22 protein-coding genes are annotated in these 24490 nt (G+C 70.5%); 19 read left to right on the top strand and 3 right to left on the bottom strand.

Going from position 1 to position 24490, the window contains the following annotated elements; genetic code table 11:
- The 3 genes from ACGF8B_RS36550 (at position 1) to cimA (ending at position 3927) form a co-directional block, all read left to right on the top strand.
- Complete coding sequence (locus ACGF8B_RS36550; RefSeq protein ID WP_392746662.1) at positions 1–606, top strand: TetR/AcrR family transcriptional regulator; 606 nt, start codon at positions 1–3, stop codon at positions 604–606.
- Positions 607–704: 98 nt separating this feature from the next.
- Positions 705–2039 (top strand): MFS transporter, encoded by a 1335-nt coding sequence (locus tag ACGF8B_RS36545; protein ID WP_392746661.1) that lies wholly within the window; start codon positions 705–707, stop codon positions 2037–2039.
- 280 nt (positions 2040–2319) lie between these two features.
- The gene (gene cimA, locus ACGF8B_RS36540; RefSeq protein WP_392746659.1) at positions 2320–3927 is read left to right on the top strand and encodes a citramalate synthase; all 1608 of its coding nucleotides are present in this window, start codon (positions 2320–2322) and stop codon (positions 3925–3927) included.
- A 48-nt stretch (positions 3928–3975) separates the two neighbouring features.
- Here cimA and ACGF8B_RS36535 read toward each other — a convergent pair whose 3' ends face one another.
- Positions 3976–4548, bottom strand: coding sequence for a hypothetical protein (locus ACGF8B_RS36535; RefSeq protein ID WP_392746657.1), 573 nt, complete (start codon positions 4546–4548; stop codon positions 3976–3978).
- Between the two features lie 337 nt (positions 4549–4885).
- Between ACGF8B_RS36535 and ACGF8B_RS36530 the strand changes: the two genes are divergently transcribed.
- From ACGF8B_RS36530 to ACGF8B_RS36485, 10 genes are all read left to right on the top strand, one after another.
- Positions 4886–5860 carry a LacI family DNA-binding transcriptional regulator gene (locus ACGF8B_RS36530; RefSeq protein ID WP_392746655.1) on the top strand — a complete coding sequence of 325 codons (975 nt, stop codon included), beginning with the start codon at positions 4886–4888 and terminating at the stop codon, positions 5858–5860.
- Between the two features lie 80 nt (positions 5861–5940).
- Positions 5941–7614, top strand: coding sequence for an ABC transporter substrate-binding protein (locus tag ACGF8B_RS36525; protein WP_392746653.1), 1674 nt, complete (start codon positions 5941–5943; stop codon positions 7612–7614).
- 31 nt (positions 7615–7645) lie between these two features.
- A complete protein-coding gene (locus ACGF8B_RS36520; RefSeq protein WP_392746652.1) occupies positions 7646–8770 on the top strand; it encodes an ABC transporter ATP-binding protein in 1125 nt (374 codons plus the stop codon).
- Positions 8767–9747, top strand: a complete 981-nt coding sequence (locus ACGF8B_RS36515) for an ABC transporter permease (protein WP_392746650.1) — start codon at positions 8767–8769, stop codon at positions 9745–9747. The genes ACGF8B_RS36520 and ACGF8B_RS36515 overlap by 4 nt, the downstream gene beginning before the upstream one ends.
- 3 nt (positions 9748–9750) lie before the next feature.
- On the top strand, positions 9751–10728 hold the full coding sequence (locus ACGF8B_RS36510; protein ID WP_392746648.1) for an ABC transporter permease: 978 nt from the start codon (positions 9751–9753) through the stop codon (positions 10726–10728).
- Positions 10725–11738, top strand: coding sequence for an ABC transporter ATP-binding protein (locus tag ACGF8B_RS36505; protein ID WP_392746646.1), 1014 nt, complete (start codon positions 10725–10727; stop codon positions 11736–11738). Before ACGF8B_RS36510 ends, ACGF8B_RS36505 begins: the two co-directional genes overlap by 4 nt.
- 25 nt (positions 11739–11763) lie before the next feature.
- Complete coding sequence (locus tag ACGF8B_RS36500; RefSeq protein ID WP_392746645.1) at positions 11764–13188, top strand: GH1 family beta-glucosidase; 1425 nt, start codon at positions 11764–11766, stop codon at positions 13186–13188.
- A 91-nt stretch (positions 13189–13279) separates the two neighbouring features.
- Positions 13280–14662: a hypothetical protein gene (locus tag ACGF8B_RS36495; protein WP_392746644.1), complete on the top strand. Its 1383-nt coding sequence runs from the start codon at positions 13280–13282 to the stop codon at positions 14660–14662.
- A 53-nt stretch (positions 14663–14715) separates the two neighbouring features.
- Positions 14716–17514 (top strand): SpoIIE family protein phosphatase, encoded by a 2799-nt coding sequence (locus tag ACGF8B_RS36490; protein ID WP_392746642.1) that lies wholly within the window; start codon positions 14716–14718, stop codon positions 17512–17514.
- A gap of 101 nt (positions 17515–17615) precedes the next feature.
- Positions 17616–18695, top strand: a complete 1080-nt coding sequence (locus ACGF8B_RS36485) for an NAD(P)/FAD-dependent oxidoreductase (protein ID WP_392746640.1) — start codon at positions 17616–17618, stop codon at positions 18693–18695.
- A 103-nt stretch (positions 18696–18798) separates the two neighbouring features.
- Here ACGF8B_RS36485 and ACGF8B_RS36480 read toward each other — a convergent pair whose 3' ends face one another.
- A complete protein-coding gene (locus ACGF8B_RS36480) occupies positions 18799–19425 on the bottom strand; it encodes a YceI family protein (RefSeq protein WP_392746639.1) in 627 nt (208 codons plus the stop codon).
- Between the two features lie 236 nt (positions 19426–19661).
- On the opposite strand from ACGF8B_RS36480, the gene ACGF8B_RS36475 reads away from it, so the two are divergent.
- From ACGF8B_RS36475 to ACGF8B_RS36450, 6 genes are all read left to right on the top strand, one after another.
- Positions 19662–20186: a hypothetical protein gene (locus ACGF8B_RS36475; protein ID WP_360548719.1), complete on the top strand. Its 525-nt coding sequence runs from the start codon at positions 19662–19664 to the stop codon at positions 20184–20186.
- Between the two features lie 174 nt (positions 20187–20360).
- The gene (locus ACGF8B_RS36470) at positions 20361–20837 is read left to right on the top strand and encodes a hypothetical protein (protein ID WP_342283343.1); all 477 of its coding nucleotides are present in this window, start codon (positions 20361–20363) and stop codon (positions 20835–20837) included.
- A gap of 61 nt (positions 20838–20898) precedes the next feature.
- Entirely contained in the window at positions 20899–21852 is a 954-nt protein-coding gene (locus ACGF8B_RS36465; protein ID WP_392746636.1) for a hypothetical protein, read from the top strand.
- A complete protein-coding gene (locus tag ACGF8B_RS36460; protein WP_392746634.1) occupies positions 21849–22094 on the top strand; it encodes a hypothetical protein in 246 nt (81 codons plus the stop codon). The genes ACGF8B_RS36465 and ACGF8B_RS36460 overlap by 4 nt, the downstream gene beginning before the upstream one ends.
- Before the next feature lie 65 nt (positions 22095–22159).
- Positions 22160–23395 (top strand): hypothetical protein, encoded by a 1236-nt coding sequence (locus ACGF8B_RS36455; protein ID WP_392746633.1) that lies wholly within the window; start codon positions 22160–22162, stop codon positions 23393–23395.
- Positions 23379–24149 (top strand): alpha-ketoglutarate-dependent dioxygenase AlkB, encoded by a 771-nt coding sequence (locus ACGF8B_RS36450; protein ID WP_392746632.1) that lies wholly within the window; start codon positions 23379–23381, stop codon positions 24147–24149. Before ACGF8B_RS36455 ends, ACGF8B_RS36450 begins: the two co-directional genes overlap by 17 nt.
- A 28-nt stretch (positions 24150–24177) precedes the next feature.
- Here ACGF8B_RS36450 and ACGF8B_RS36445 read toward each other — a convergent pair whose 3' ends face one another.
- On the bottom strand, positions 24178–24465 hold the full coding sequence (locus ACGF8B_RS36445) for a DUF1905 domain-containing protein (RefSeq protein ID WP_392746631.1): 288 nt from the start codon (positions 24463–24465) through the stop codon (positions 24178–24180).
- Positions 24466–24490: the final 25 nt, after the last annotated feature.

Here is a 24490-nt window from a genome sequence, read left to right as displayed (position 1 = left end):
GTGCCCCCCGCGCCCCGCCGTCGCAACACCGCCCCGCCCCGTGAGGAACTGCTGGCCGCCGCCATGGCGACCATCGCCGAACGGGGGCTCGACGGCCTCACCATGGCCGGACTCGGCCGCGAGGTCGGCATGAGCAGCGGACACCTCCTCTACTACTTCCGCACCAAGGACGAGCTGCTGCTCCAGACCCTGGAGTGGAGCGAGGGACGGCTCGGCGCGGAGCGCGGCGCCCTGATGGCCGGGTCCGCGACGGCCCGCGAACGGCTCGACGGGTACATCGATCTCTACCTGCCCGACGGCCCCCGCGATCCGCACTGGACGCTCTGGCTGGAGGTGTGGAACCGCTCGCGGAACGCGGACGACGACGCCCGCGCCCGGCAGGCCGCCGTCGAGGACGCCTGGCACCGCGACCTGGTGGCCCTGCTGGAGGGGGGCGCGGCGGCCGGGGAGTTCCGCCCGGTCGACGCCGGGCGGTTCGCCACCCGGCTGCGCGCCCTGCTCGACGGCTTCAGCGTCCATGTCGCGGTCGGCCTCCCCGGCACCGGACGTTCCCAGGTCCTCGCACAGGTTCGGGAGTTCGTCGAGGACTCGCTGGTCGTCGGGTAGCGGCCGCCGCGCCGTGAACGAAACGCACGTAAGTACGTGCGATCGTTGCGCATTTCGCCCTTGTTACGGTCCCGGCTGTTCGGGCACGGTGACGGACCATGGGACGAGAGCAGTGGAAGAAAATCTGGGTCGGTTCGGCCGGCAACATGGTCGAGTGGTTCGACTGGTTCGTGTACGCGACCTTCGCGGTCTACTTCGCGGATTCGTTCTTCCCCGAAGGCAATGAGACCGCCAATCTCATGAACACCATGGGCATCTTCGCCGTCGGCTTCTTCATGCGTCCGGTCGGCGGCTGGCTGCTCGGCCGGATCGGCGACCGCAAGGGCCGCAAGGCGGCGCTCACCCTCACCGTCACGCTCATGTCGGCCTCCGCGATCCTCATCGCCGCCGCACCCACGTACGACGTCGCCGGGTACGGCGGGGTCGCCGTCCTGCTGGTGGCCCGGCTGCTCCAGGGGCTGTCCGTCGGCGGCGAGTACGCCGCCAGCGCCACCTACCTCACCGAGGCGTCCGCACCCGACCGGCGCGGCTTCGCCTCCAGCTTCCAGTACGTGTCCATGACCGCGGGACAACTGGTCGGTCTCGGCCTCCAGATCGTCCTCCAGCGCAACATGTCCGAGGCCGCCCTGCACAGCTGGGGCTGGCGGATCCCGTTCATCGTCGGCGCGCTCGGCGCCGCGATCGTCTTCTACCTGCGCCGCTCGATGCTGGAGACCGAGGTGTACGCCGAGTCCGGCGCCGCCGACCAGGAGGACCGCGGCACGCTGAAGGCGCTGTGGCGGCACAGGCGCGAGGCGTTCCTGGTGATGGCGCTGACCATGGGCGGGACCGTCGCGTACTACACGTACACGACCTACCTCTCCAAGTTCCTCTCCAAGAGCGCGGGCATGGACAAGCCCACCGCCTCGCTCGTCAGCTTCTGCGCCCTGTTCGTCTTCATGTGCATCCAGCCGCTGGCCGGGATGCTCTCCGACCGGATCGGCCGCCGCCCGCTGCTGATCACCTTCGCCGTCGGCTCCACCTTCCTGACCGTGCCGATCATGACGATGCTCAAGCACGCGGGCACGTTCTGGCCCGCGTTCGGCCTGGCGCTGCTCGCCCTGGTCGTCGTCACCGGGTACACCTCGATCAACGCCTGCGTGAAGGCGGAACTCTTCCCCACCGGCATCCGCGCCCTGGGCGTAGCCCTCCCGTACGCCATCGCCAACGCCCTCTTCGGCGGCACCGCCGAGTACGTGGCGCTCTGGTTCAAGAAGGCGGGCATCGAGTCCGGCTTCTACTGGTACGTGGCGGGCTGCGCCGCGGTCTCCCTGGTCGTCTACCTGACCATGCGCGAGACCCGCGACATCGACCTGGGCCGGGTCGGCGCCAAGGACGCGGACCGGGCGGGCGCGGAGCGGTCCGGGGCGACGAGCGTCACGCCCGCATCCTGAGACGGGGCGGGGCACGGAGGCGGCCCTGTGCAAGACTGCCTCCGTGCCCTCGAACGCCATGATTATCGGCAGCAGGCGCGCCGGTCCGCAGTGACCGTCCCGCACCACCACGTGCGGCACGGCCATCGTGCCCCAGACCCGCGCGCAGACCTCTCGCACCCGCGAGGGGTTTTTTCGTTTTCCGGCCCTCACCTCGGCCGGGGCGAGGCGCACGCGGGATGATGGGGGCAAGTGGAGCCAGATCGTCCGGATCCGCTCATCCGACAGGAGTCAGACCAGCATGACCACCAAGGCCAAGGCCACCGACGACAGTTTCCATGTCTTCGACACCACACTGCGCGACGGGGCCCAGCGTGAAGGCATCAACCTGACGGTCGCGGACAAGCTCACCATCGCCCGGCACCTGGACAACTTCGGCGTGGGCTTCATCGAGGGCGGCTGGCCCGGCGCCAACCCCCGCGACACCGAGTTCTTCGCCCGCGCGCAGCAGGAGATCGAGTTCGAGAACGCCGAGCTGGTCGCCTTCGGCGCGACCCGCCGGGCCGGTGGCAAGGCCGCCGAGGACCCCCAGGTCAAGGCGCTGCTGGAGTCCGGCGCTCCGGTGATCACGCTCGTCGCCAAGTCCCACGACCGCCATGTGGAACTCGCGCTGCGCACCACCCTCGAAGAGAACCTGGAGATGGTCGTCGACACCGTCTCCTACCTCCGCGAGCAGGGCCGCCGGGTCTTCGTGGACTGCGAGCACTTCTTCGACGGCTACCGCGCCAACCCCGAGTACGCCAAGGCCGTCGTGCGCGCCGCCTCCGAGGCCGGCGCCGATGTGGTCATTCTCTGCGACACCAACGGCGGCATGCTCCCCGCCCAGGTCCAGGCCGTCGTCGCCACCGTCCTCGCCGACACCGGCGCCCGGCTCGGCATCCACGCCCAGGACGACACCGGCTGCGCCGTCGCCAACACCCTCGCCGCCGTCGACGCGGGCGCCACCCACGTCCAGTGCACCGCCAACGGCTACGGCGAACGCGTCGGCAACGCCAACCTCTTCCCGGTGGTCGCCGCCCTGGAACTGAAGTACGGCAAGACCGTCCTGCCCGAGGGCGCGCTCGCCGACATGACCCGGGTCTCGCACGCCATCGCCGAGGTCGTCAACCTGACCCCCTCCACCCACCAGCCCTATGTGGGTGTCTCCGCCTTCGCCCACAAGGCCGGACTGCACGCCTCCGCGATCAAGGTCGACCCCGACCTCTACCAGCACATCGACCCGGCCCTGGTCGGCAACACCATGCGGATGCTGGTCTCCGACATGGCCGGCCGCGCCTCCATCGAGCTCAAGGGCAAGGAGCTCGGCATCGACCTCGGCGGCGACCGGGCGCTGGTCGGCCGGGTCGTCGAGCGGGTCAAGGAGCGCGAGCTCAAGGGCTACACGTACGAGGCCGCCGACGCCTCCTTCGAACTGCTGCTGCGCGCCGAGGCGGAGGGCAGGGTACGCCGCTACTTCCGCACCGAGTCCTGGCGCGCCATCGTCGAGGACCGCCCCGACGGCACGCACGCCAACGAGGCCACCGTGAAGCTCTGGGCCAAGGGCGAGCGGATCGTCGCCACCGCCGAGGGCAACGGCCCGGTCAACGCGCTCGACCGGGCGCTGCGGGTCGCCCTGGAACGCATCTACCCGCAGCTCGCCAAGCTGGAGCTGGTCGACTACAAGGTCCGCATCCTCGAAGGCCGCACCGGCACCGAGTCCACCACCCGAGTCCTCATCACCACCGGCGACGGCGCCGGTGACTGGGCGACGGTCGGCGTCGCGGAGAACGTCATCGCCGCGTCCTGGCAGGCGCTGGAGGACGCGTACACCTACGGGCTGCTGCGCGCGGGGGTCGAGCCGACGGAGTAGCCGGAACGGGCCGGACGGGGCCGGGGAGGGCCCGGCCCCGGGCCGCGGTCAGGGGTGGTAGATCTCCTGCATCGCGGTGATCCGGCCCTGGGCGTCCGCCCGGTAGTAGAAGTACGGGGTGTTGGGCAGTTCGTGGTCCACCAGCCAGCCGGCCGGGACGGTGCTCGGGTTCCCGTTGTCGCCGACCACCTGGACCTCGGCGCCGGCGTGGATCAGGGCCGAGCCCTTGCGGATGGCGGTGTACTCGACGTGCTGCTCGTCGGCGGGGTCGTAGGTGCAGCCGACCTCGGTGAAGTTCACCCGGGTGTCGCCCCGGTCGACCTCGGCGGAGGCCAGTTCGAGGAAGTGGTCGTAGCCCTCCGGGTGGTAGCAGGGCTTGTCGCCGGAGCCGGTCCCCCCGCCCGTGGTGCCTTCCTCGGCCGGGGCCGAGGCCGGCCGGGAACCGGTGCCGGAGGGGGCGGTGGCGGAGCCGGCCGGTGCCTCGGCCGTGGAGTCGCCCGCCGGGGCGGCCGGGCCGGAACCGGTGGCCGCCGCGCCGGACTCCTGCGGGCCACAGGCGGTGGTCACCGCGATGACGACGGATCCGAGCAGTACGGCGGCCAGGACGCGACGGCGATTCATGGGACTCCTTTGCGGGCGAACGTGGTTGACGGGAGCGAGGACGCTGGGCGCGGAGCCGGGGTTCTGGCCCCCGCGCGTGATGTGAGTCATGGGCCGGGGCCGGCCGAAGGCGACCGTGACGGGCACGGCGGCTGCGGGACGGGCGATGGCCGCGTTCACAAGCTGAACGCACAACGCGCCCTGCTCGTACGGGAGATGGGTACGGACCAATGTCGGCGTGAAGTATTGACGGCACTGTTCCGGCGGGGTTAACTCACGCCGCAACGCCGGTACCGGTTCCGGAACCGGTTGCGGTACCGGTTCCAGCTGTCCGCCACGCCTTGTCCCGGAGGCCCCGATGCGTGTCACCATCGCCGATGTCGCCCGCGAGGCCGGCGTCAGCAAGACCACCGTGTCGCGGGTCGTCAACGCCAAGGGCGAGGTGGACGGTTCCACGGCCGCCCGCGTTCGTGAAGTGATCGCACAGCTCGGCTACGTACCCAGCTCGGGCGCCGTCGGACTGGCCCGCGGCAGCAGCCGCACGGTGGCCATGCTGGTGCCCTCGCTCACCTGGCCGTGGATGGGCGAAGTGCTCCAGGGGGTCGTGGACACCGTCGAGGCCGCCGACTACGGGCTGCTGCTCTTCACCTGCAACCGCGGCGCCGAATCCGTACGGCGCTTCACCGGCCAGGTGTCGGCGCGCGCCTTCGACGGACTCCTGGTGGTCGAACCCGAGAACACCCTCGACCACCTCACCGCACTGCACCGCGGCGGCCTGCCGATCGTGCTGATCGACGACCGCGGCCACCACCCCGAATTCCCCTCCGTCGTGACCACCAACCGCGAAGGAGGCGCGTCCGCGGCCCGGCACCTGCTGGCCGCCGGACGCACCAGACCCCTGGTCATCACCGGCCCCCAGCACTTCGGCTGCGTACGCGACCGGCTCGACGGATTCCGTACGGTCCTGCCCACCGATCTCGTCGTGCACGGCGACTTCACCGAACGCAGCGGGCGGCTGGCCGTGGAACAACTCCTCGCCTCCGGCGCCGGGTTCGACTCGGTCTTCGCGCACAACGACATCAGCGCGGCGGGCGTACTGCGGGCCCTGCGCGCCGCCGGGCGCACCGTGCCGGACGACATCGCCGTGGTCGGCTTCGACGACATCCCGATGGCCGAGCACACCGAACCACCCCTGACCACCGTGCGCCAGCCCACCCGGCGGATGGGCGAGACGGCCGCACGGCTGCTGCTTTCCCACCTCGGCGGCACGCCCGTACCCCGAGCACCGGTCGTGCTGCCCACCGAACTGGTCGTGCGCCACTCGGCGCCGTAGCGGTCCGGCCGGAGTCCACGGCCGACCGCCCCTTCTTCTACCTCCGGATCCCTCCGGCCGCAGTCCCTCCTGGAGTCGCCATGTCCGTACGACGTCGTGCCACGTTGAGAGCGCTCTCGATCACCACCGCGGTGGTCGCGCTCGCCGCAGGTTGCTCGTCCGCCAACTCGGGTGCCAACAAAGGGGGCGGCGCCTCCGGCGTACTGACCCTGGGCAAGCCGGACGGGCCGCAGACCGACAACAGCAACCCGTTCCTCAGCACCTCGGCGGGCGCCACGCTCGGCTACCGCTACATGATCTACGAGCCGCTGGCCATGACGAACCAGATCCGGCCCGCGGACAAGGCCGCCCCGTGGCTGGCGACCGGCTGGAAGTGGGAGTCCAACTTCACCGAGGTCACCTTCACCCTGGACCCCAGGGCCAAGTGGGCCGACGGCAAGCCGCTGACCGCCGACGACGTCGCGTACACCTTCGAGCTGCTGAAGAAGCACCCGGCGCTGAACGGCAACGGCATCCCGTTCGACGGGATCACGGTGCGCGGCAAGACGGTCGAGCTGACCTTCAAGGACTCCCAGTACGTCAACCAGAACAAGATCATCCAGCAGTTCGTCGTGCCCAAGCACATCTGGGAAGGCGTCGACAATCCCGAGACCTGGCCCAACCGCACGCCCGTCGGCTCCGGCCCGTACAAGCTCAAGACGTTCACCCCGCAGACCACCACACTGACCGCCACGCCCACCTACTGGAAGGGCGGGACCAAGGTCAAGGAGCTGCGCTACACCGCCTACAACGACAACAGCGCCGCGACCACGGCGCTGGCGAACGGCAAGGTCGAGTGGTCGTTCGTCTTCATGCCCGACTACAAGCGGCTGTTCGTCGCCAAGGACCCGAAGAACCACAAGCTGTGGTTCCCCTCCGGGCTCGGCATCCACGGACTCTGGTTCAACACCGCCCGCAAGCCCTTCGACAATCCGGCGTTGCGCAGGGCCATGGCGATGGTCGTCGACCGCAAGGCGATCTACACCCAGGCCGAGGCCACGCTCTACCCGGAGATCACCAACCCGACCGGCATCCCGCTGCCCGCCGGCGAGTCCTTCCTCGCCCCCGAGTACAAGAGCGCCACCACCGCCCCCGACGTGGCCGGCGCCAAGAAGGTGCTCGCGGACGCCGGGTTCGAACTCGGTGGCGGCGTACTGAAGGACCCGGACGGCAAGCCGGTGAAGCTCACCTTCACCGACCCGGCCGGCTGGAACGACTACATCACCGGTCTCGCGATCATCAAGGACAACATCAAGCAGCTCGGCATCGAGGCCCAGGTCAAGACGGAGACCGCGGAGGCCTGGGGCGCGGACGTCGCCAACGGGAACTTCGACGCCACCCTGCACTGGACCAACAGCGGTGCCACCCCCTACGACATGTACCAGAACATCATGGACGGCGCGCTGCTCCAGCCCGTCGGCAAGGCGTCCCAGCTCGGCAACTTCGGCCGCTTCAAGAACGACGAGGCCACCGCCGCGCTCAAGGCCTTCGCCAACGCCACCGAGGACTCCGCCCGCACCGCCGCGATGAACACCCTCCAGAAGATCATGGTCGAGCAGGCGCCGATGATCCCGACGGCCGCCGCCCCGATCGGAGCCGAGTACTCCACGAAGAACTGGGTGGGCTGGCCGACCGAGGCCGACCCGTACGCGCCGCCGCAGCACACCCAGCCGTCCGCGCTGCAGATCGTGCTGAAGCTCCAGCCCGCCAAGTAGAGCCAGGGATCACGGGACACAGGGACCGGCCATGTCGAAACAGCCCGCACACAACCACGTCGTGCTCGAAGCACGCTCAGTCACCAAGCACTTCCCGGTACGGCGCACCGGACGCGATCTGCTCGCGGGCACACGCCGGACCGTCCACGCCGTCGACGACGTCTCGCTGGAACTGCGCCGGGGCACCGTCACGGCGCTGGTGGGGGAGTCGGGATCCGGGAAGTCCACCGTCGCCCGGCTGCTCGCCCAGCTGTATCCGCTGACCGGCGGCGAGATCCGGCTGGACGGCACGGCGGTGAAGGCCGGCCGGGGCCGGTCCTTCCGCGCCTACGTACGCCGGGTCCAGATCGTCTTCCAGGACCCGTTCGCCTCGCTGAACCCGGTGCACACCGTGCGCTACCACCTCACCCGGGCCCTGCGGATCCACGGCCGGGCCGGCAGCGGCGAGGCGGAGCTGGAGGAGCGCCTGACCGCCCTGCTGGACCGGGTCCAGCTGACCCCGCCCCGGCAGTACCTGGACAGGTTCCCGCACGAACTGTCCGGGGGGCAGCGCCAGCGCGTGGCCATCGCCCGCGCGCTCGGCGCCGATCCCCAGGTGCTGCTCGCCGACGAACCGGTCTCCATGCTGGACGTCTCGATCCGGCTCGGCGTGCTCAATCTGCTGAAGGACCTCAAGGACCGGATGCGCCTCGCGATCCTCTACATCACCCACGACATCGCCTCGGCCCGCTACTTCGCCGACACCACACTGGTGATGTACGCGGGCCGGATCGTCGAGGGCGGTGACAGCGAGACCGTCACCCAGCACCCCGCCCACCCCTACACCCAGCTCCTCATCGCCTCCGCGCCCGACCCGGACCGGGCGGTCGCCGGGACGGAACAGGAGGAGACCGGCAGCGGCGAACCGCCCTCGCTGATCGCCCCGCCCGCAGGCTGCCGCTTCCACCCCCGCTGCCCGAAGGCCCTGGAGCGCTGCCGCACCGAACCGCCGCCGCGCTTCGACCTCGAAGGCGGGCAGTGGGCGGCCTGCTGGCTGTACGCGGACGGCGGCACGGACCGGGAAACCGGCGGCGGCGCGGACCGGGAAACCGGCGGCACGGACCGGGCGACCGGCGACGGCGGTGCGGACCACACGCAGAAAGAAGCCGCGAAGTGAAGTACCTGCTGCAACGGCTCGCCTTCTATCTGGTCACCGCGTGGGCCGCGATCACCATCAACTTCCTGATCCCGCGCATGATGCCGGGCGACCCGGTCCAGGCGCTGCTCGCCCGCTTCCAGGGCCGGCTCGACACCAGCGCCGTCGATTCGCTCACCGCGCTCTTCGGCCTCGACAAGAACCAGTCGCTCTGGCAGCAGTACACCGACTACTGGTCGCATCTGCTCGACGGCGACCTGGGCCTCTCCTTCACCTTCTTCCCCACACCGGTCGGCGAGGTGATCGCCCAGTCACTGCCCTGGACGCTCGCCCTCGTCGGCCTCACCACCCTGATCAGCTTCGTGCTCGGCACCGGCATCGGGGTGTTGACCGGGTGGCGGCGCGGCTCCTGGCTGGACGGGCTGCTCCCCGTCACCACCTTCATCTCGGCCATCCCCTATTTCTGGCTGGGGCTCATCGCCATCGCGCTGTTCGCCGTGAAGTGGCCGCTCTTCCCCGAATCGGGCGGCTACGACAACTCGCTCGTCCCGGCCTTCGACTGGCCGTTCATCTCCAGCGCGCTCTACCACGGGGTGCTGCCCGGCCTCACCATCGTGCTCAGCGCGGTGGCCGGCTGGATCCTCGGAATGCGGAACATGATGGTGACGGTGTCCTCGGAGGACTACGTCATGGTCGCCCAGGCCAAGGGGCTCTCCGAGCGCCGGGTGATGTTCGGATACGCGGCACGCAACGCGATCCTGCCCAACATCTCCGGCTTCGCCCTCTCCATCGGCTTCATCGTCGGAGGCACCCTCCTCGTCGAGATGGTCTTCTCCTATCCCGGCATCGGCCTCCAGCTCTTCCAGGCCGTCGGCGCCAAGGACTACCCGCTGATGCAGGGCGTCTTCCTGATCATCACGCTCTCCGTCCTCGCGGCGAACCTCCTGGCCGACGTCATCTACATGGCCCTCGATCCCCGTACCCGAAGGGAGGCCTAGGAGATGGCCGCCACCGCCGCCGAGGCCGCCGTGACCGACGTGACCGAGCCCCCGGCACCCGGCCGGCGCCGGCTGCGCTTCCTGCGCGGGCGCAAGACCGTCGTCGGTCTCGGGATCCTCGCCTTCTTCGCCGTGATCGCGGTCATCGGGCCGTGGATCGCCCCGTACGACCCGGACGCCATGAGCGACGCACTGCTCCAACCGCCGTCCGGCGCCCACTGGTTCGGCACCACCCACACCGGTCAGGACGTGCTCTCGCAGATCCTCGTCGGCACCCGGGGCGTCCTGGTCGTCGGCTTCGTCGCCGGAATTCTCGCGACGGTACTGTCCGTACTGATCGGCGTCAGCGCGGGCTTCCTCGGCGGCACCGCCGACGAACTGCTCTCGCTGCTCTCCAATGTCTTCCTGGTCATCCCGGGACTGCCGCTGATCATCATCATCGCCAGTCTGGTCTCCGACGCCGGAGACCTCCTGATCGCCGCCGTCATCGCCGTCACCTCGTGGGCCTGGGGCGCGCGCGTGCTGCGCGCCCAGACGCTGTCGCTGCGGCGCCGGGACTACGTCGAGGCGGCCCGCGCCACCGGCGAACCGACCTGGCGGATCATCCTCTTCGAGGTGCTGCCGAACCTGACGGCGGTCATCGCCTCCGGCTTCGTCGGCACCGTCGTCTTCGCGATCCTCTCCGAGATCACCCTCGCCTTCATCGGAGTCGCCGACATCTCCGACTGGAACTGGGGGACCGTCCTGTTCTGGGCGCAGTCCAACCAGGCCCTGGCACAGGGCGCGTGGTGGTGGTTCGTCCCGGCCGGACTCTGCATCGCCCTGCTCGGCATGTCGCTCGGCCTGATCAACTTCGGCATCGACGAGTTCGTCAACCCGCGCCTGCGCATGGAGACCGGCGCGTCCCGGAAGGTCCGGATGCGGGTCGGCTTCACCCCGGTGGCGCGTCCCGGCACCTCTGAGAAGGAGACCCGCTCATGAGCGAGCCCGTCCTCACCGTCCGCGGGCTGAACGTGGACTACGGGACCGGGGTCGACGCCGTGCACGCGCTGCGCGACATCGACCTCACCCTGCACCGGGGCGAGGTGCTGGGCCTGGCGGGCGAGTCCGGGTCCGGCAAGTCGACCCTCGCGTACGCCGTCACCCGGCTGCTCCCGCCGCCCGGGGTGATCACCGGCGGCGAGGTCCACTACCACCGGCGGGGCGGCGAGGCGCTCGATCTGCTGGCCCTGTCGGCCGCCGGGCTGAGGGCCTTCCGCTGGCAGGAGCTGTCGATCGTGTTCCAGGGCGCGATGAACTCGCTCAATCCGGTGCACACGGTCCACAGCCAGCTCACCGACGTACTGCGGGCCCACCGTCCGGGGATGAAGCGGCCCGAACGGACCGCACGGGCAAGGGAGTTGCTGGCACTCGTCGGCATCTCCGCCGACCGGCTCGCCGCCTACCCGCACCAGCTCTCCGGCGGGATGCGCCAGCGCGTGATGATCGCGATGGCGCTCGCGCTGGAGCCCGAGATCGTCATCATGGACGAACCCACGACGGCCCTGGACGTCGTCATGCAGCGCCAGATCCTGAGCCAACTGGTCAGACTGCGCGAGGAGCTGGGGTTCTCGGTCCTCTTCATCACCCATGACATCTCGCTGCTGATCGAGTTCTCGGACCGGATCGCGATCATGTACGGCGGCCGGATCGTCGAGGAGGCGCGGGCCGAAGCGATCTACCGCGACCCCCACCACCCCTACAGCGACGGGCTGCTGCACTCCTTCCCCGCCCTGCACGGCGCCCGCCGCGAACTGACCGGCATCCCCGGCTCGCCCCCGCACCTGTCCGCGATGCCGGCCGGCTGCGCCTTCCACCCCCGCTGCGGCAAGGCGCTCGACGCCTGCGCCGGCCACGTCCCGGTGCTCGCCGCACCGGACGGGGACGCGTCGCGCACGGTGGCCTGCTGGCTCCACCGGCCGGCCCCGGCGACCGCCGTACCCCGCCCGTAGCGACCACGCCCACCACAGGAGACCCATGAACCCCGTCACCTCCCAGACCCACGCCCAGGCCCGCGAACTCGCCGCCCGTGCCGTCCCCGGCCTGCCCGCCGATTTCCGCTGGGGCGTCGCCACCGCCGCGTACCAGATCGAGGGGGCCGCCGCCGAGGACGGCCGGACCCCGTCCATCTGGGACACCTACTGCAGGGTGCCCGGCATGGTCGTCCGCGGCGAGAACGGCGATGTGGCCTGCGACCACTACCACCGGATGCCCGAGGACGTGCGGCTGATCGCGGACCTGGGCGTCGACACGTACCGCTTCTCGCTCGCCTGGCCGCGCATCCAGCCGGGCGGGCGCGGCCCGGCCAACGCGAAGGGGCTGGACTTCTACAAGCGGCTGCTCGACGAGCTGGAGGCCGTAGGCGTCACTCCCTGGGTCACCCTCTACCACTGGGACCTCCCGCAGGAGCTGGAGGACGCCGGCGGCTGGCCGGCCCGTGACACCGCCCACCGCTTCGCCGAGTACGCCGCGCTCGCCTACGACGCGCTCGGTGACCGGGTGAAGCACTGGACGACGCTGAACGAGCCGTGGTGCTCGGCCATGCTCGGCTACGCGTACGGCAACCAGGCGCCCGGGCGGCAGGACTTCGGCGACGCGATCAGGGCCGTCCACCATCTGCTCCTCGGCCACGGCCTCGCCGCGCGGCACATCCGCCGGGCGGCCGCGGACCGGGGCAACGAACTCGAACTCGGCATCACGCTCAACCTCGGCACCGCCACCCCCGAGACCGGCAGCCCCGAGGACGCCGAGGCCTGCCGCCGCGCCGACGGAATGGGCCGCCGCCTCTATCTGGACCCGCTGGTCGGGGGCGGCTACCCCGAGGATGTCGTCGCCGACCTCGCGCTGCGCGACGCCGTGCTCCCGGTCCAGGAGGGCGACCTGGCCGCCATCGCCACTCCCATCGATGTCCTCGGCGTCAACTTCTACCGCGGCGCGCTCTTCTCCGGCGTCACGGAGGACGGCTCCCCGGTGGACGCCGAAGGGCTGCCCGTCACCCGTGGCGTGGAGCGCGATCTGCCGCGTACCGCGATGGACTGGGAGATCACCCCCACCGCCCTCACCGACCTGCTGGTGGGCCTGGAGCGGGACTATGGCGTCCCGACGGTGGTCACCGAGAACGGCGCCGCGTTCGACGACACCGTCGACACGGACGGACAGGTCCACGACGCCGACCGCACCGCCTATCTCGCCGACCACATCGCCGCCGTCGCCGCGGCCCGCGCCGCCGGGGCCGACGTCCGGGGCTACTTCGCCTGGTCGCTGATGGACAACTTCGAGTGGTCCTACGGCTACGACAAGCGGTTCGGCATCGTCCGCGTCGACTACGAGACGCAGGAACGGACGCCGAAGGACAGCGCCAAGTGGTACCGCGACACCATCCGCCTCACCCGGGGCGGCTGAGCGCGGCCGCTGCCCCCACCGCCGTTCGCGCCCGGCTCTCGCGCCCGGCTCTCGCGGGGCACGCATCACTCGTTCGGGTTAACTTCGAAGTATGCGGAACAGGCTGTTCCCGACGTTGCTGGCCGGCCTGCTGCTGATCCTGGCGGCGGCCGTCCTCGGTATGGCCCCGGGCGCGACCTCGTCGACCGGGGCGAGCACCGTCGACGAGGTCGCACAGGCCCTGCGCAGGAGCCCGGTGTACGTCGACCCGGCGGCGTCCGGCCAGCTGTCACCGGGCCAGGCCGCCGCCCTGACGAAGAAGATCAAGGACGCCGGCAAGCCCGTCTTCGTGGCCGTGCTGCCGCAGACCTCCGCCTTTCCCGCGAAGACCCTGCTGACCACCCTGCGCACCGACACCGGGATCACCGGTGTCTACGCGGTCCGCCTCGGCAACGGCTTCGACGCGGGCGCCGACCCGCAGGTGATGTCCACCCGGGCGGTCCACAACCTCACCGCCGCGGTGAAGACGCCCGGCGCGGACACCGACGCCGCGACCCAGCTCAACACCTTCGTCGACCGGGCCGTGGAACAGGCCCGGGGCAGCGCCCCCGCCTCCTGGGGCGGCCCGCCCGGCGGCGGATCGTCCTCCGCCGTCGGGCTGATCACGGTCGGCGCGCTCCTGGTGCTGGGCGGCGGCACGGCCTACACGATCGTGCGCCGCAACCGGAAGCGGAAGGAGGCCGGGGAACGGGCCGCGCTCGACAAGCTGCGGGTCGTCGTGGACGAGGACATCACCGCGTACGGCGAAACCCTGGACCGGCTCGACTTCCATCCCGCCGAGGCGGGCGCCGACGACGTCATGCGCGCGGACTACGAGCGGGCGCTCGACTCGTACGAGACCGCGAAGTCCCGCATGGCGGCCGCCCGCCATCCGTCCGACGTGCGCGGGGTCACCCAGGCCCTGGAGGACGGCCGCTTCTCCCTCGCGGTCCTCGACGCCCGCCGGACCGGCGGTGAACTGCCGGCCCGCCGCCCGCCGTGCTTCTTCGACCCGCGCCACGGCCCCTCGGTCGCCGACGTCCGCTGGTCCCCGTCCGGCGGCACGGCACGCGAGGTCCCGGTCTGCGCGGCCGACGAGGTCCGGCTGCGCGCCGGCGAGGAACCGCTCAGCCGCACCGTCGACACCGCCGAGGGCCGCCGCCCGTACTGGGAGGCGGGCCCGGCCTACGGTCCGTGGGCGGGCGGCTACTTCGGCGGCGGCCTGCTCCCCGGCCTGCTCGTCGGCACGCTGCTCGGCTCCATGCTGTCGAGCCCCGCCTACGCGGCGGAGTACGGCGGCGCAGACTTCGGCACCGGCGGGGACTGGAGCGGCGGCGACTTCTCCGGAGCCGACTTCGACTCCTCGGGCTTCGACGGCGGTGGCTTCGACGGCGGAGGCTTCGGCGGTGGAGGCGACTTCGGGGGCGGCGGTGGCTTCGACGGGGGCGGGTTCTGAGCCGCCGGCCGCCGACCGCTCGGACAGGTGCGATTCATGCTAGACCTTAAGTTATGTCTGGTATCGGCCGATTCCGGGCGCGGCTGCGACGCACCGTCCGGCGATCACATCGGCACGATGGCGAAGGCCCGAACCAACAGGCGCCCGCGCCGCCCGGCCGGGACCCGAGCGACCGTTCCCCGGGCCGCGAACTGCGCTCCCTGCTCGACACGCGCACCGTGGCCGGCCAGGTCTTCGTCTTCGTCCTCGGCCTCGTGCTGCTGCTCGTCGCGGGTGGTGCCGTCGCGCTGGTGGTGCAGGGCCGCCACGACAGCATGGCCGACGCCCGCGACCGCACCCTCAGCGTCGCCGAGACCTTCGCCAACGCGCCCGGCACCGCCGCCGCGCTGGACAGCAGGAACCCCAGCGCGATCCTCCAGCCGCGTGCCGAGGAGATCCGCAGGCTGACCGATACCGACTACATCGTCCTGGCGGGCCAGCAGGGCATCCGCTACACCGACCCCGACCCCGCGCTGATCGGCAGGCACCTGACCGGCCGGTACGAGGAGGCGCTGGCCGGGCACGCGTACACCTGGACCTTCACCGGTACGCACGGGCCCGCCGTCAACTCGGTCGTGCCCGTGCCCCGGTCGGACGGCTCGGTCGCCGGACTGGTCGCGGTGGGGATCACCGTCCAGTCGATCAACAGCGTCGCGGACCGCTCCATCCCGCTCGCCGTCGGCGCCGCGGCGGTCGCCCTGGCACTCACCGCGGGCGGCGCGGCACTCCTGAGCAGGCGGCTGCGCCGCCAGACCCACGGCCTCGGGGCCGCCGAGATGACCCGGATGTACGAGCACCACGACGCGGTGCTGCACGCGGTCCGCGAGGGCGTCCTCATCGTCGAGGCCGACCGGCGGCTGACCCTCGCCAACGACGAGGCCCGCAGGCTCCTCGACCTGCCGCAGGACGCCGAGGGCCGGGCCGTGGCGGACCTCGGGCTGGACCGGAGCACCGCGGAACTGCTGGTCTCCGGCCGGACCGTCACGGACGAGGTGCTGCGGGCCGGCAACCGGTTGCTGGCCGTCAACCTCCGCCCGACCGACACGAACGGCGGACCGCCCGGCACCGTGGTGACCCTGCGGGACACCACCGAACTCCGCGCGGTCACGGGACAGGCGGAGTACGCCACCGAACGGCTGCTGCTCCTGTACGAGGCGGGCGCCCGGATCGGCACCACCCTCGATGTGACCCGCACGGCCGAGGAGCTGGCGGAAGTGGCGATCCCCGGATTCGCCGACGCCGCGACGGTCGACCTCGCCGACCCCGTACTGCGCGGGGACGAGCCGGTGACGCCGGACGGCGGCACCCTGGAGATGCGCCGCACCGCGGTCGCGGCGGTCCGCCCGGACCACCCGCTGTATCCGATCGGCCATCTGGTGGGCTTCGTCCCCACCAGGACCCGGGCCATGCGGGTGCACAGCGACGACGCCGATCTGCAGGGCGACTTCGTGAGGCTGGGCTGGCGCAACTGGGACCCCGACGTGGCCGAGCGGCTCAGGCGGCAGGGGTTCCACTCGCTGGTGTCGGTGCCGATGCACGCCCGCGGCACGGTGCTGGGCATGGCCAACTTCTGGCGCTCGGGCGATTCGGAGCCGTTCGACGACGACGATCTCTCCTTCGCCGAGGAACTGGTGGCCCGGGGCGCGGTCGGCGTGGACAACGCCCGCCGCTACACGCGGGAGCACGCCCTGGCCGTGACCCTGCAGCGCAGCCTGCTGCCGCGCGGCCTGCCCGAGCAGAACGCCCTCGACGTCGCCTACCGCTATCTCCCCGCGTACGAAGGGGTGGGCGGTGACTGGTTCGACGTGATCCCGCTGTCCGGCGCCCGGGTGGCCCTGGTCGTCGGCGACGTGGTCGGTCACGGGCTGCACGCCGCGGCCACCATGGGGCGGCTGCGCACCAGCGTCCACAACTTCTCCTCGCTGGATCCCGCCCCCGACGAGCTCCTCGGGCACCTCGACGAACTGGTCAGCCGGATCGACCGGGACGAGGCCGACGACGACGCGGAGATCGCCGGAGCCACCTGCCTGTACGCGATCTACGACGCGGTCTCCGGGAACTGCGCGGTGGCCCGGGCCGGCCACCCCGGGCCCGTGCTGGTCCTGCCGGACGGCACGGTCGAGTTCCCCGAGGTCCCGACCGGACTCCCGCTCGGCATCGGCGGCATGCCCTTCGAGGCGGCCGAGTTCCACGTACCCGAGGGGAGCCGGCTGGTCCTCTACACGGACGGGCTCGTGGAGCGCCGGGGCCGGGACATCGACGTCGGCCTCGCCCTGCTGCGCGACTCCCTCGCCGGCCGCGACCGGACACCGGAGGAGACCTGCGACGACGTGCTCGACGCGCTGCTGCACGAGCGGCCCAACGACGACGTCGCGCTGCTCGTGGCCCGCACCCGCACGCTCGATCCCGAGCAGGTCGCACAGTGGGCGGTGGCCACCGACCCGGCGGCCGTCGCCGGGGTCCGCAAGAACGTCGCCCAGTGGCTCACCGACCGGGGCCTGGAGGAGGAGGCCTTCGCCACCGAGCTGATCCTGAGCGAACTGGTCACCAACGCGGTGCGCTACGGCACGGCGCCCATCGAGGTCCGCCTGCTGTACGACCGCAATCTGATCTGCGAGGTCTCCGACAGCAGCAGCACCTCCCCGCATCTGCGCTACGCGGCGACGACCGACGAGGGCGGCCGGGGCCTGTTCCTCGTCGCCCAGTTCGCCGAGCGCTGGGGGACCCGTTACACCGAGACGGGCAAGGTCATCTGGTCGGAGCAGACGGTCGGCGAGTCCGAGGCGGGCGAGCCGCAGCTGAACGGCTTCTAGCACCACCTCCCACATGATTTTGCCACTCCGGCAATGATGTTTGCTGAATTCGCGCCAGGTCGCGGACCCTCTCAGGAGAAGGCGAAAGAGAGGTGCTCCTCATGAGCGACACGACCAGCGGTACGACCGGCGACGTGATCGGCGAGGTGACCGGCGACGCGTCAGGCGGCGCGATCAGCGGCACGACCGGTGGGGTGACCGGCGACCGGGAGGCGAACGGCGGTGCGGACCGCCCCTACGACGTGGTGGTGGTCGGTGGCGGGGCCGCCGGACTGAGCGGAGCCGTGACCCTGGCCAGGGCGCGGCGCAGGGTGCTGGTGATCGACGCGGGACACCCGCGCAACGCCCCGGCCACGCACATGCACGGCTACCTGGGACACGACGGCGTCCCGCCCTCCGAGCTGCTGGCCACCGGCCGGGAAGAGGTGGCCCGTTACGGGGGTGAGGTCGTCCGGGGCGCCGTGGTGTCCGCCGAGCGGCTGCCCGACGGTGCGGGATTCCGTGTCGTACGGGAGGACGGGGCCGTCGTCGTGGCACGCCGGCTTCTGGTGACCACCGGCCTGGTCGACGGGCTTCCCCCGGTGCCGGGCGTGGCCGAGCGGTGGGGGCGCGAGGTCCTGCACTGTCCGTACTGCCACGGCCGGGAGGTCGCCTCGCGCCCGATCGGCGTCCTGTCGACCGGACCGCTGGCCGTGCACCAGGCGCTGCTGTGGCGCCAGTGGAGCGAGAACATCACCCTCTTCCGCCACACCGGTCCCGAGTTCGCCGAGGAGGAGTACGAGCAGCTGGCCGCCCGTGGCATCGCCGTGGTCGACGGCGAGGTGGCCGGCCTGGACGTGACGGACGACCGGCTGACCGGGGTGCGGCTGGCGGAAGGCCGGAGCATCGCGTGCGAGGCCGTGGTCGTACAGCCCCGCTTCACCGCCCGCGCGGACATGCTCGCGGGCCTGGGGCTGCACGCCGCCGAGCTGAAGATGGCCGGTGAGGTGATCGGGACGTACGTCGAGGCCGACGCGGCCGGGGCGACGGAGGTGCCCGGCATCTGGGTGGCCGGCAACGTGGCCGACCCGAAGGGTCAGGTGATCGCGGCGGCCGCCGCCGGGGTGCAGGCCGCCGCCGCGATCAACGCGGACCTGATCACCGACGACGTGAACCGCGCGGTCGCCGCCCGCCGCGCCTGACGCCGACCGGGCCCGCCCCGGAACGCCGAGCGCCCGCCTCCCTCCCCGGCGGGGGGAGGAGAGGGCGGGCGCGCTCGGGTTCGGGCGTGGGCGGCGTAAGGCGTCAGGCCTGGGCCGCGGCGGACTTGATCGCGGAGATGTCGAAGCCGAGCTTGACCTTGTCGCTGACCATCACGCCGCCGGTCTCCAGCGCCGCGTTCCAGGTCAGGCCCCAGTCGGAGCGCAGGATGTCGGCGCTGCCCTCGAAGCCGACCCGCTCGTTGCCGTAGACGTCGGTGGCGGAGCCGTTGAACTCCAGGTCGATGGAGAGCGGACGAGTGACGTCCTTGATGGTGAGGTCGCCGGTGACGCGGTACGTGTCGCCGCCGAGCTGCTCGGCGTGCGTGGAGCGAAACGTCATGAGCGGGAACTTCTCGGCGTCGAAGAAGTCGCCGCTGACCAGGTGGCCGTCGCGGTCGGCGATGCCGGTGTCGATGCTGGCGATCCGGACGTCGAGGGACGCGGTGGAGTTCGCCGGGTCGGAGCCGTCCAGCTTCAGCGTGCCCTCGTGCTCGCCGAAGGAGCCGCGCACATTGGTGACCATCGCGTGGCGCACGGTGAAGCCGATGCTGCTGTGCGCCGGGTCGATCGCGTACTCGCCGGTGAGGGCGGCCAGGGCCGGGTCCACGGCGGGGGCGATGGTCGCGGTGGCGGACGGGGCGTTGTTGTTCTTGCGGTTGAACAGAGCCATGGCTCCTCCTCGGGGGACGTGGTCGAGCGGGGTCGAAGTAGTTGTTTAACCTTCAACGAGAATGACTGTAGCGCCATCTAGTTCAATGTTCAACATCTAAGCCGGCGGTGTTGTGAACGCCGGTCGAACGTGGCCGCAATTACTGCCGGCCGTTGCCGTCCCCCTCTGGCGGACGCGCGTAGAACTCGGGCAGTATCTGCATACCCTTACTTGTCATGAGCAGGAGGAGTCCCCCCATGCTGTCCCATATGAGACTGCGCCCCGTCCTGACCGCGTTCGCCCTCGTTCTGGGCGTTCTCTTCGCTCCGGGCGTCGGTGTCCTCGGTGGTGGCGCCCCCCAGGCCCACGCCGCCACCAAGCTCACGCACGCCGAGGCCACCGCCCGGTTCAGCTCCTCCGGAGTCACCTGGTCGTCCTCCGGCGGCTGCTCCAACCGCAACGTCGCCACCTGCACCTCGTTCGACCAGCTCAACCTGGCCACCGCCCAGGGCGCCCAGACCCTCAAGGGCGCCACGGGCTGCGCGCTGAACATCACCGGCGGCACCGAGACCGGTCACGCCAGCGGCACCTACTCGCACTGGAACGGCTACAAGCTCGACTTCGCCAAGTCGACCTGCCTCACCAACTACGTCCACAACGTCTTCACCTACATCGGCGTACGCGGTGACGGCGCTCCCCAGTACCAGGCGGGCTCCGGCAACGTCTACGCCGACGAGGGCAACCACTGGGACGTGACGTTCTACAACTGCGGCGGCTGCTGACCTCCGCGCACGTCGGCCCGCACGGGGTGCCCCGGTCCGCCGGACCGGGGCACCCCGCTCTGCTTTCCGGCGGACGGGGGCACCCCGTCGACCCGAACGCGTGACGGATTAGCATGGTCAACTGCCGAGGCCACGAACCGGGCTGACCAGCCGTCGCGATCACCAGGAGGGTGCATGTCCTTCGAAGAGGAGTGGGCCGGTCTCAAGGCGGACGCGGCCGCCCGCATGCAGCTGAACAGCGTGCCGGACGAGGGCCCGGGCGCGGGGCCGTCCGGCGGGGACCTCGTCGTCCACGACGACGAGCTCGGCAAGATCGGCCATTTCGCCTACCGCCTGCACAACAACCTGAAGGCCGACGGCAAGCACGCCCGGACCACCACCGAGGCCGCCGGTACGAGCCTGGCGTCGGACGGGTTCGAGATGGGCAAGGCACTGACCGCCGCATCCAAGGCCTGGGACAAGCAGGTCGGGACGCTGGCCGACGCCTGCGCGCACATCTCCAACCACCTCGACTTCTCGAAGGCGTCGAAGAAGAAGGACGACGAGTGGGTCGCCGCCCAGGTGAGCGCGTCCAGGATCGCCGACTACTACGACGTCCCCGAAGAGGACACCAAGCCCTCGATCCCGAAGCCCGAGGGCCCCATCATCTGATCCCACCTCTCCTTCCCCTCCTGCTCACTGCCCTTCATTCCCCACCCAGGCGAGGTGCACGGTGCTGGTTTTCCAGCAGCTTCTCAACCTGAAGACCAAGCCGCTCGATTCGGCGATCGACGACTGGGTCGCCATGGTCAAAAAACTCAAGGAACTCGCCAAGGACGCGGGGGACATGAGCACCTATGCGCAAGGGACGGTCTGGAAGGGCGAGAACGCCTCCGTCACCAAGCCGTTCGTCACGAGGACGGCGGCCGAGTTCACCGACGCGGTGATCCAGGCCGAGAGCATCGTCAACATCCTCAAGGACGCCTACGGTGAGTTGACGCGAGCCAAGGCCGATCTCGAAACGATCTACGAGAACCCGCCGCACGGCCTCAAGATCGACCCGGACGGCGTCATCACGCACCCGGAGGGCTCCAGCGCGGCCCAGGGTGACGTCGACGCACTCGTCGATCGACTGGAGGCCATTCTCCAGCGCGCGGTCGACGCCGACGCGCTCTGCGCCTGGGGACTGAGAGATCTCACCAAGGACCCGCACGAGTTCAGCACCATGCACTACGGCTCGCTGAAGGACGCGAAGACGGGCATGGTGCAGGAACAGCGGACGAAGCTGGACAAGACGGAGTACGAGCCCCCCAAGAAGTGGGGCAGCGGAACCATCAAGCCCATTGCCGAGTTCCTCAGCTACCGGTCCTGGATGGGCGGCGGCGAGGCGCTCCTGCACGGCGACGTCAACGGCGCGATACAGGGATTCATCGGCGGCACACCCGCCTACGCCGCCGGCGAGGCCAGCAAGCACCTGGAGAAGGGATCGATCCTGAGCGACGTGAAGGGGAAACACCACCGCCCCACGTTCATGAACTCGATCGGCAAGTTCGGCGGCAAGATATTCGGCGCTCCGGTCGCCGTGGTGGCGACGGGAGTCGACTTCTACTACACCCCGTCGAAGAAGGAACTCAGTGACACCCGCGTGGTTGCCCCGGGAGAACCCGGAAAGGTGAGGTATCGGTGACGCACTCCGCAGGCCCGCCGCCGCCCGGCCGCCGCCGTCCCAGCCTGTGGCACTGGCTGAGCCCCCGGGGATCACGGGCGTTCGTCCTCGGCGTCGCCATGGCCGTCGGCGGGCTCGCCGGCGGGGTGCGCGCCGCGGTGGCCGGGGAGGGGATCTGGAAGTCCGCCGGCATCTTCGGCGTGGGGGTGCTCGGAGTCGTTCTCACCGTCGCGTGGATCGTGACGTACACGCGGGAGCGCTGAGGAGAGGGCTGCTCCGCGGGTCCGCGTCCCGGAATGCGAACGGTGCGAATGGAAGGTGCGGGTTGATGTACACGACGGAGTCGGCGGAGGCCCGCATCGAGGATGCGGGCAACCTCCTGGTCGCGCCTTCGGCGTTGCGGGACCATGAGGTGGTCAGGGACTTCTTCGGGTCCACGATCACGCCGGAGGACCTTGCCTCCGGTTCGACCGACCTCGCACAGCGGACCGTCTACCTGTGCGGCGATCTGTCCGGGATCGACGTCGGCCAACTGAGGGCGGCGGCCCGGGTGTTCGTGGTCCGGGAGCTGTCGCACGGTTACGAGGAGGACGACGACGCCCCCTGGACCCTCGTCGGCCTCGGCCGGGTTCCCCTCCGCGTACACGGCGTCGGCGTGTACTACCGCCGCTTCTTCGGCCTCGACGCCGATCACTTCGGACGGATCAGTGCGGAGCACGCGTTCCAGTCCCTGACGGAGTCCACCAAGCCCGGAACGGCCCGTCGCAGCGGAATCTATCTGACGCCCGTCACCCAGAACGGTGACGAGCTGCATTTCCGCCTGCTCCGGTGCTCCACGAATCTCTCCGGGCCGACCGAGAGCTTCCGCCCGACCGACACGGGCATCGTCGAGGAGCTGAACCGCGAGGCCGCCGCAGTCTTCCGGAACCAGGCGCCGCTGAACCACGTTCTCGCCCAGATCTACCACAACACCCTTGCCACGGCCGGGCGCAAGCAGTCCAAGGCCAGGATCTCGGCCCATGCCGACAAGACCAAGGACATGCCCGCCAACGGCATCATGGCCTTCTGCACCTTCTACGACCGGCTCGACAAGCTGCGCCCCCTGGCCGAAGACGCCTTCGACCACGGTGTGAAGGGCACCAGCGGGCTGACCAGACTCCACTTCCGCCTGAAGGACCCGACCGCGGAACGCGACGGGGTCGCACTGCCCGCGCAGTTCACCCTGACTCTCCACCCCGGCTCCGTGTTCCTCATGCCGCTGTCCACCAACCGCCTGTACACGCACGAGATCCGGCCCTCGTCGCTGGACGCCGAACTGCTCCCGACCCGCCTGGGATACGTGGTGCGCTGTTCGAGCGCCGAAGCCGTTCACAAGGACGGCCGGACATACCTCAAGGCGGCCGGGGGCGGAGAACCGGTGGAGCTGGGGCCGCCCACACCGGAGGGCATGGACGAGCTGCGCAGGCGGTACGCCGAGGAGAACAGGACCTCGTCCTTCATCGACTACGGCGACGAATTCCTCTTCAGCATGAACTCGGGGGACTACGTTGCCCCCCGCGTCTAGGCTCTCGGACGAGATCCTCTCGTATGCCCTGCCGCCCGAGGAGAATCTCTTTGCGGAGCTGTCCGCGTCGGCCCGTCTGGAAGACATGGGAAAAGGACGGCGAGGCGCCGTACTCACCAGGGCCGACGAGACGGACGGTGTGCCGCTCGTACGTACCACCAGCCGGTACAGCAGTCCGGCGCAGCGTTTCCGGGCGGTGCACGAACGGCTGGCGCGCCGGATCCAAGAACGTGCGGCGCTTCCGGTCGGCTTCAACAACGCTCTCATCGAGAGCTACACGAACGCCTACAGAACCATGGGCGGCCATTCCGACCAGGCCCTCGATCTGGCCGACGAGTCCTATATCGCCGTCTTCTCCTGCTACCAATACCCCGAAGCGGGCCCGACGAGGAAGCTCATCTTCGAATCGAAGGAGCCGGAAGGGAAGAAGTTCGAGATCCCCCTCGCCCACAACGGCATCGTCGTGTTCTCCGTCGAATCGAATCGGCGACTCCGACACAAGATCGTATGGGACGCGCCTGCCGGGACGCCGGACAACCAGTGGTTGGGCGTGACGTTCCGGACGTCGAAGACCTTCATCCGGTTCCGCGACGGACAGGCATACCTCCCACAGGGTGCGCGCCTCGTGCCGGCCGACGATGAGCAGAAACGCGAGTTCTACCGGCTGAGGCGCTGTGAGAACAACGAAACGGACTTCGTCTACCCCCAGTTGGCATACACCGTCAGCGAGAGCGACCTGATGCCGCCCGTCTGACCTCGGGGAGGGGCGGGCCGTGCGACGGCTACAGCTGAACGGTCATGGCCACGGTCACCTCGTCACCGGCCGAGAGACCCTGCGGCTTGCGGACCGCGTTCTTCAACGGCAGCAGATATCCGCCGTCCTTGGGAAAGAGCGACGTGGTGAAGGAGGTCTCGCCGATGCGCGCGTCCACGGGGACCGCGCCCCAGCCGTACGTGGCCAGCGCGGCCACCTCGCGGATGTCGGCGGCCTGTTCGGCGGGAACGGCGGCGAAGTAGAACGGCGAAGGCCCCCGCCACTCGATGACGCGGCCGGTGAATTCAACGTGCACGTGGTCGATCCGTTCATCGGGGACG

It is taken from the genome of Streptomyces sp. NPDC047917, assembly GCF_043204345.1.
Taxonomy (GTDB): Bacteria; Actinomycetota; Actinomycetes; order Streptomycetales; family Streptomycetaceae; genus Streptomyces; species Streptomyces sanglieri.
Note: the sequence above shows the minus strand (reverse complement) of the source record. Positions and strands in the feature narration are given on the sequence as shown.

What these genes read in the sequence shown, in the direction of transcription:
- ACGF8B_RS36545 (WP_392746661.1), top strand. Translation starts at nt 705, where the DNA reads ATGGGACGAGAGCAGTGGAAGAAAATCTGGGTCGGTTCGGCCGGCAAC.
- cimA (WP_392746659.1), top strand. Translation starts at nt 2,320, where the DNA reads ATGACCACCAAGGCCAAGGCCACCGACGACAGTTTCCATGTCTTCGAC.
- ACGF8B_RS36535 (WP_392746657.1), bottom strand. Translation starts at nt 4,548, where the DNA reads ATGAATCGCCGTCGCGTCCTGGCCGCCGTACTGCTCGGATCCGTCGTC.
- ACGF8B_RS36530 (WP_392746655.1), top strand. Translation starts at nt 4,886, where the DNA reads ATGCGTGTCACCATCGCCGATGTCGCCCGCGAGGCCGGCGTCAGCAAG.
- ACGF8B_RS36525 (WP_392746653.1), top strand. Translation starts at nt 5,941, where the DNA reads ATGTCCGTACGACGTCGTGCCACGTTGAGAGCGCTCTCGATCACCACC.
- ACGF8B_RS36520 (WP_392746652.1), top strand. Translation starts at nt 7,646, where the DNA reads ATGTCGAAACAGCCCGCACACAACCACGTCGTGCTCGAAGCACGCTCA.
- ACGF8B_RS36510 (WP_392746648.1), top strand. Translation starts at nt 9,751, where the DNA reads ATGGCCGCCACCGCCGCCGAGGCCGCCGTGACCGACGTGACCGAGCCC.
- ACGF8B_RS36505 (WP_392746646.1), top strand. Translation starts at nt 10,725, where the DNA reads ATGAGCGAGCCCGTCCTCACCGTCCGCGGGCTGAACGTGGACTACGGG.
- ACGF8B_RS36500 (WP_392746645.1), top strand. Translation starts at nt 11,764, where the DNA reads ATGAACCCCGTCACCTCCCAGACCCACGCCCAGGCCCGCGAACTCGCC.
- ACGF8B_RS36495 (WP_392746644.1), top strand. Translation starts at nt 13,280, where the DNA reads ATGCGGAACAGGCTGTTCCCGACGTTGCTGGCCGGCCTGCTGCTGATC.
- ACGF8B_RS36490 (WP_392746642.1), top strand. Translation starts at nt 14,716, where the DNA reads ATGTCTGGTATCGGCCGATTCCGGGCGCGGCTGCGACGCACCGTCCGG.
- ACGF8B_RS36485 (WP_392746640.1), top strand. Translation starts at nt 17,616, where the DNA reads ATGAGCGACACGACCAGCGGTACGACCGGCGACGTGATCGGCGAGGTG.
- ACGF8B_RS36480 (WP_392746639.1), bottom strand. Translation starts at nt 19,425, where the DNA reads ATGGCTCTGTTCAACCGCAAGAACAACAACGCCCCGTCCGCCACCGCG.
- ACGF8B_RS36475 (WP_360548719.1), top strand. Translation starts at nt 19,662, where the DNA reads ATGCTGTCCCATATGAGACTGCGCCCCGTCCTGACCGCGTTCGCCCTC.
- ACGF8B_RS36470 (WP_342283343.1), top strand. Translation starts at nt 20,361, where the DNA reads ATGTCCTTCGAAGAGGAGTGGGCCGGTCTCAAGGCGGACGCGGCCGCC.
- ACGF8B_RS36455 (WP_392746633.1), top strand. Translation starts at nt 22,160, where the DNA reads ATGTACACGACGGAGTCGGCGGAGGCCCGCATCGAGGATGCGGGCAAC.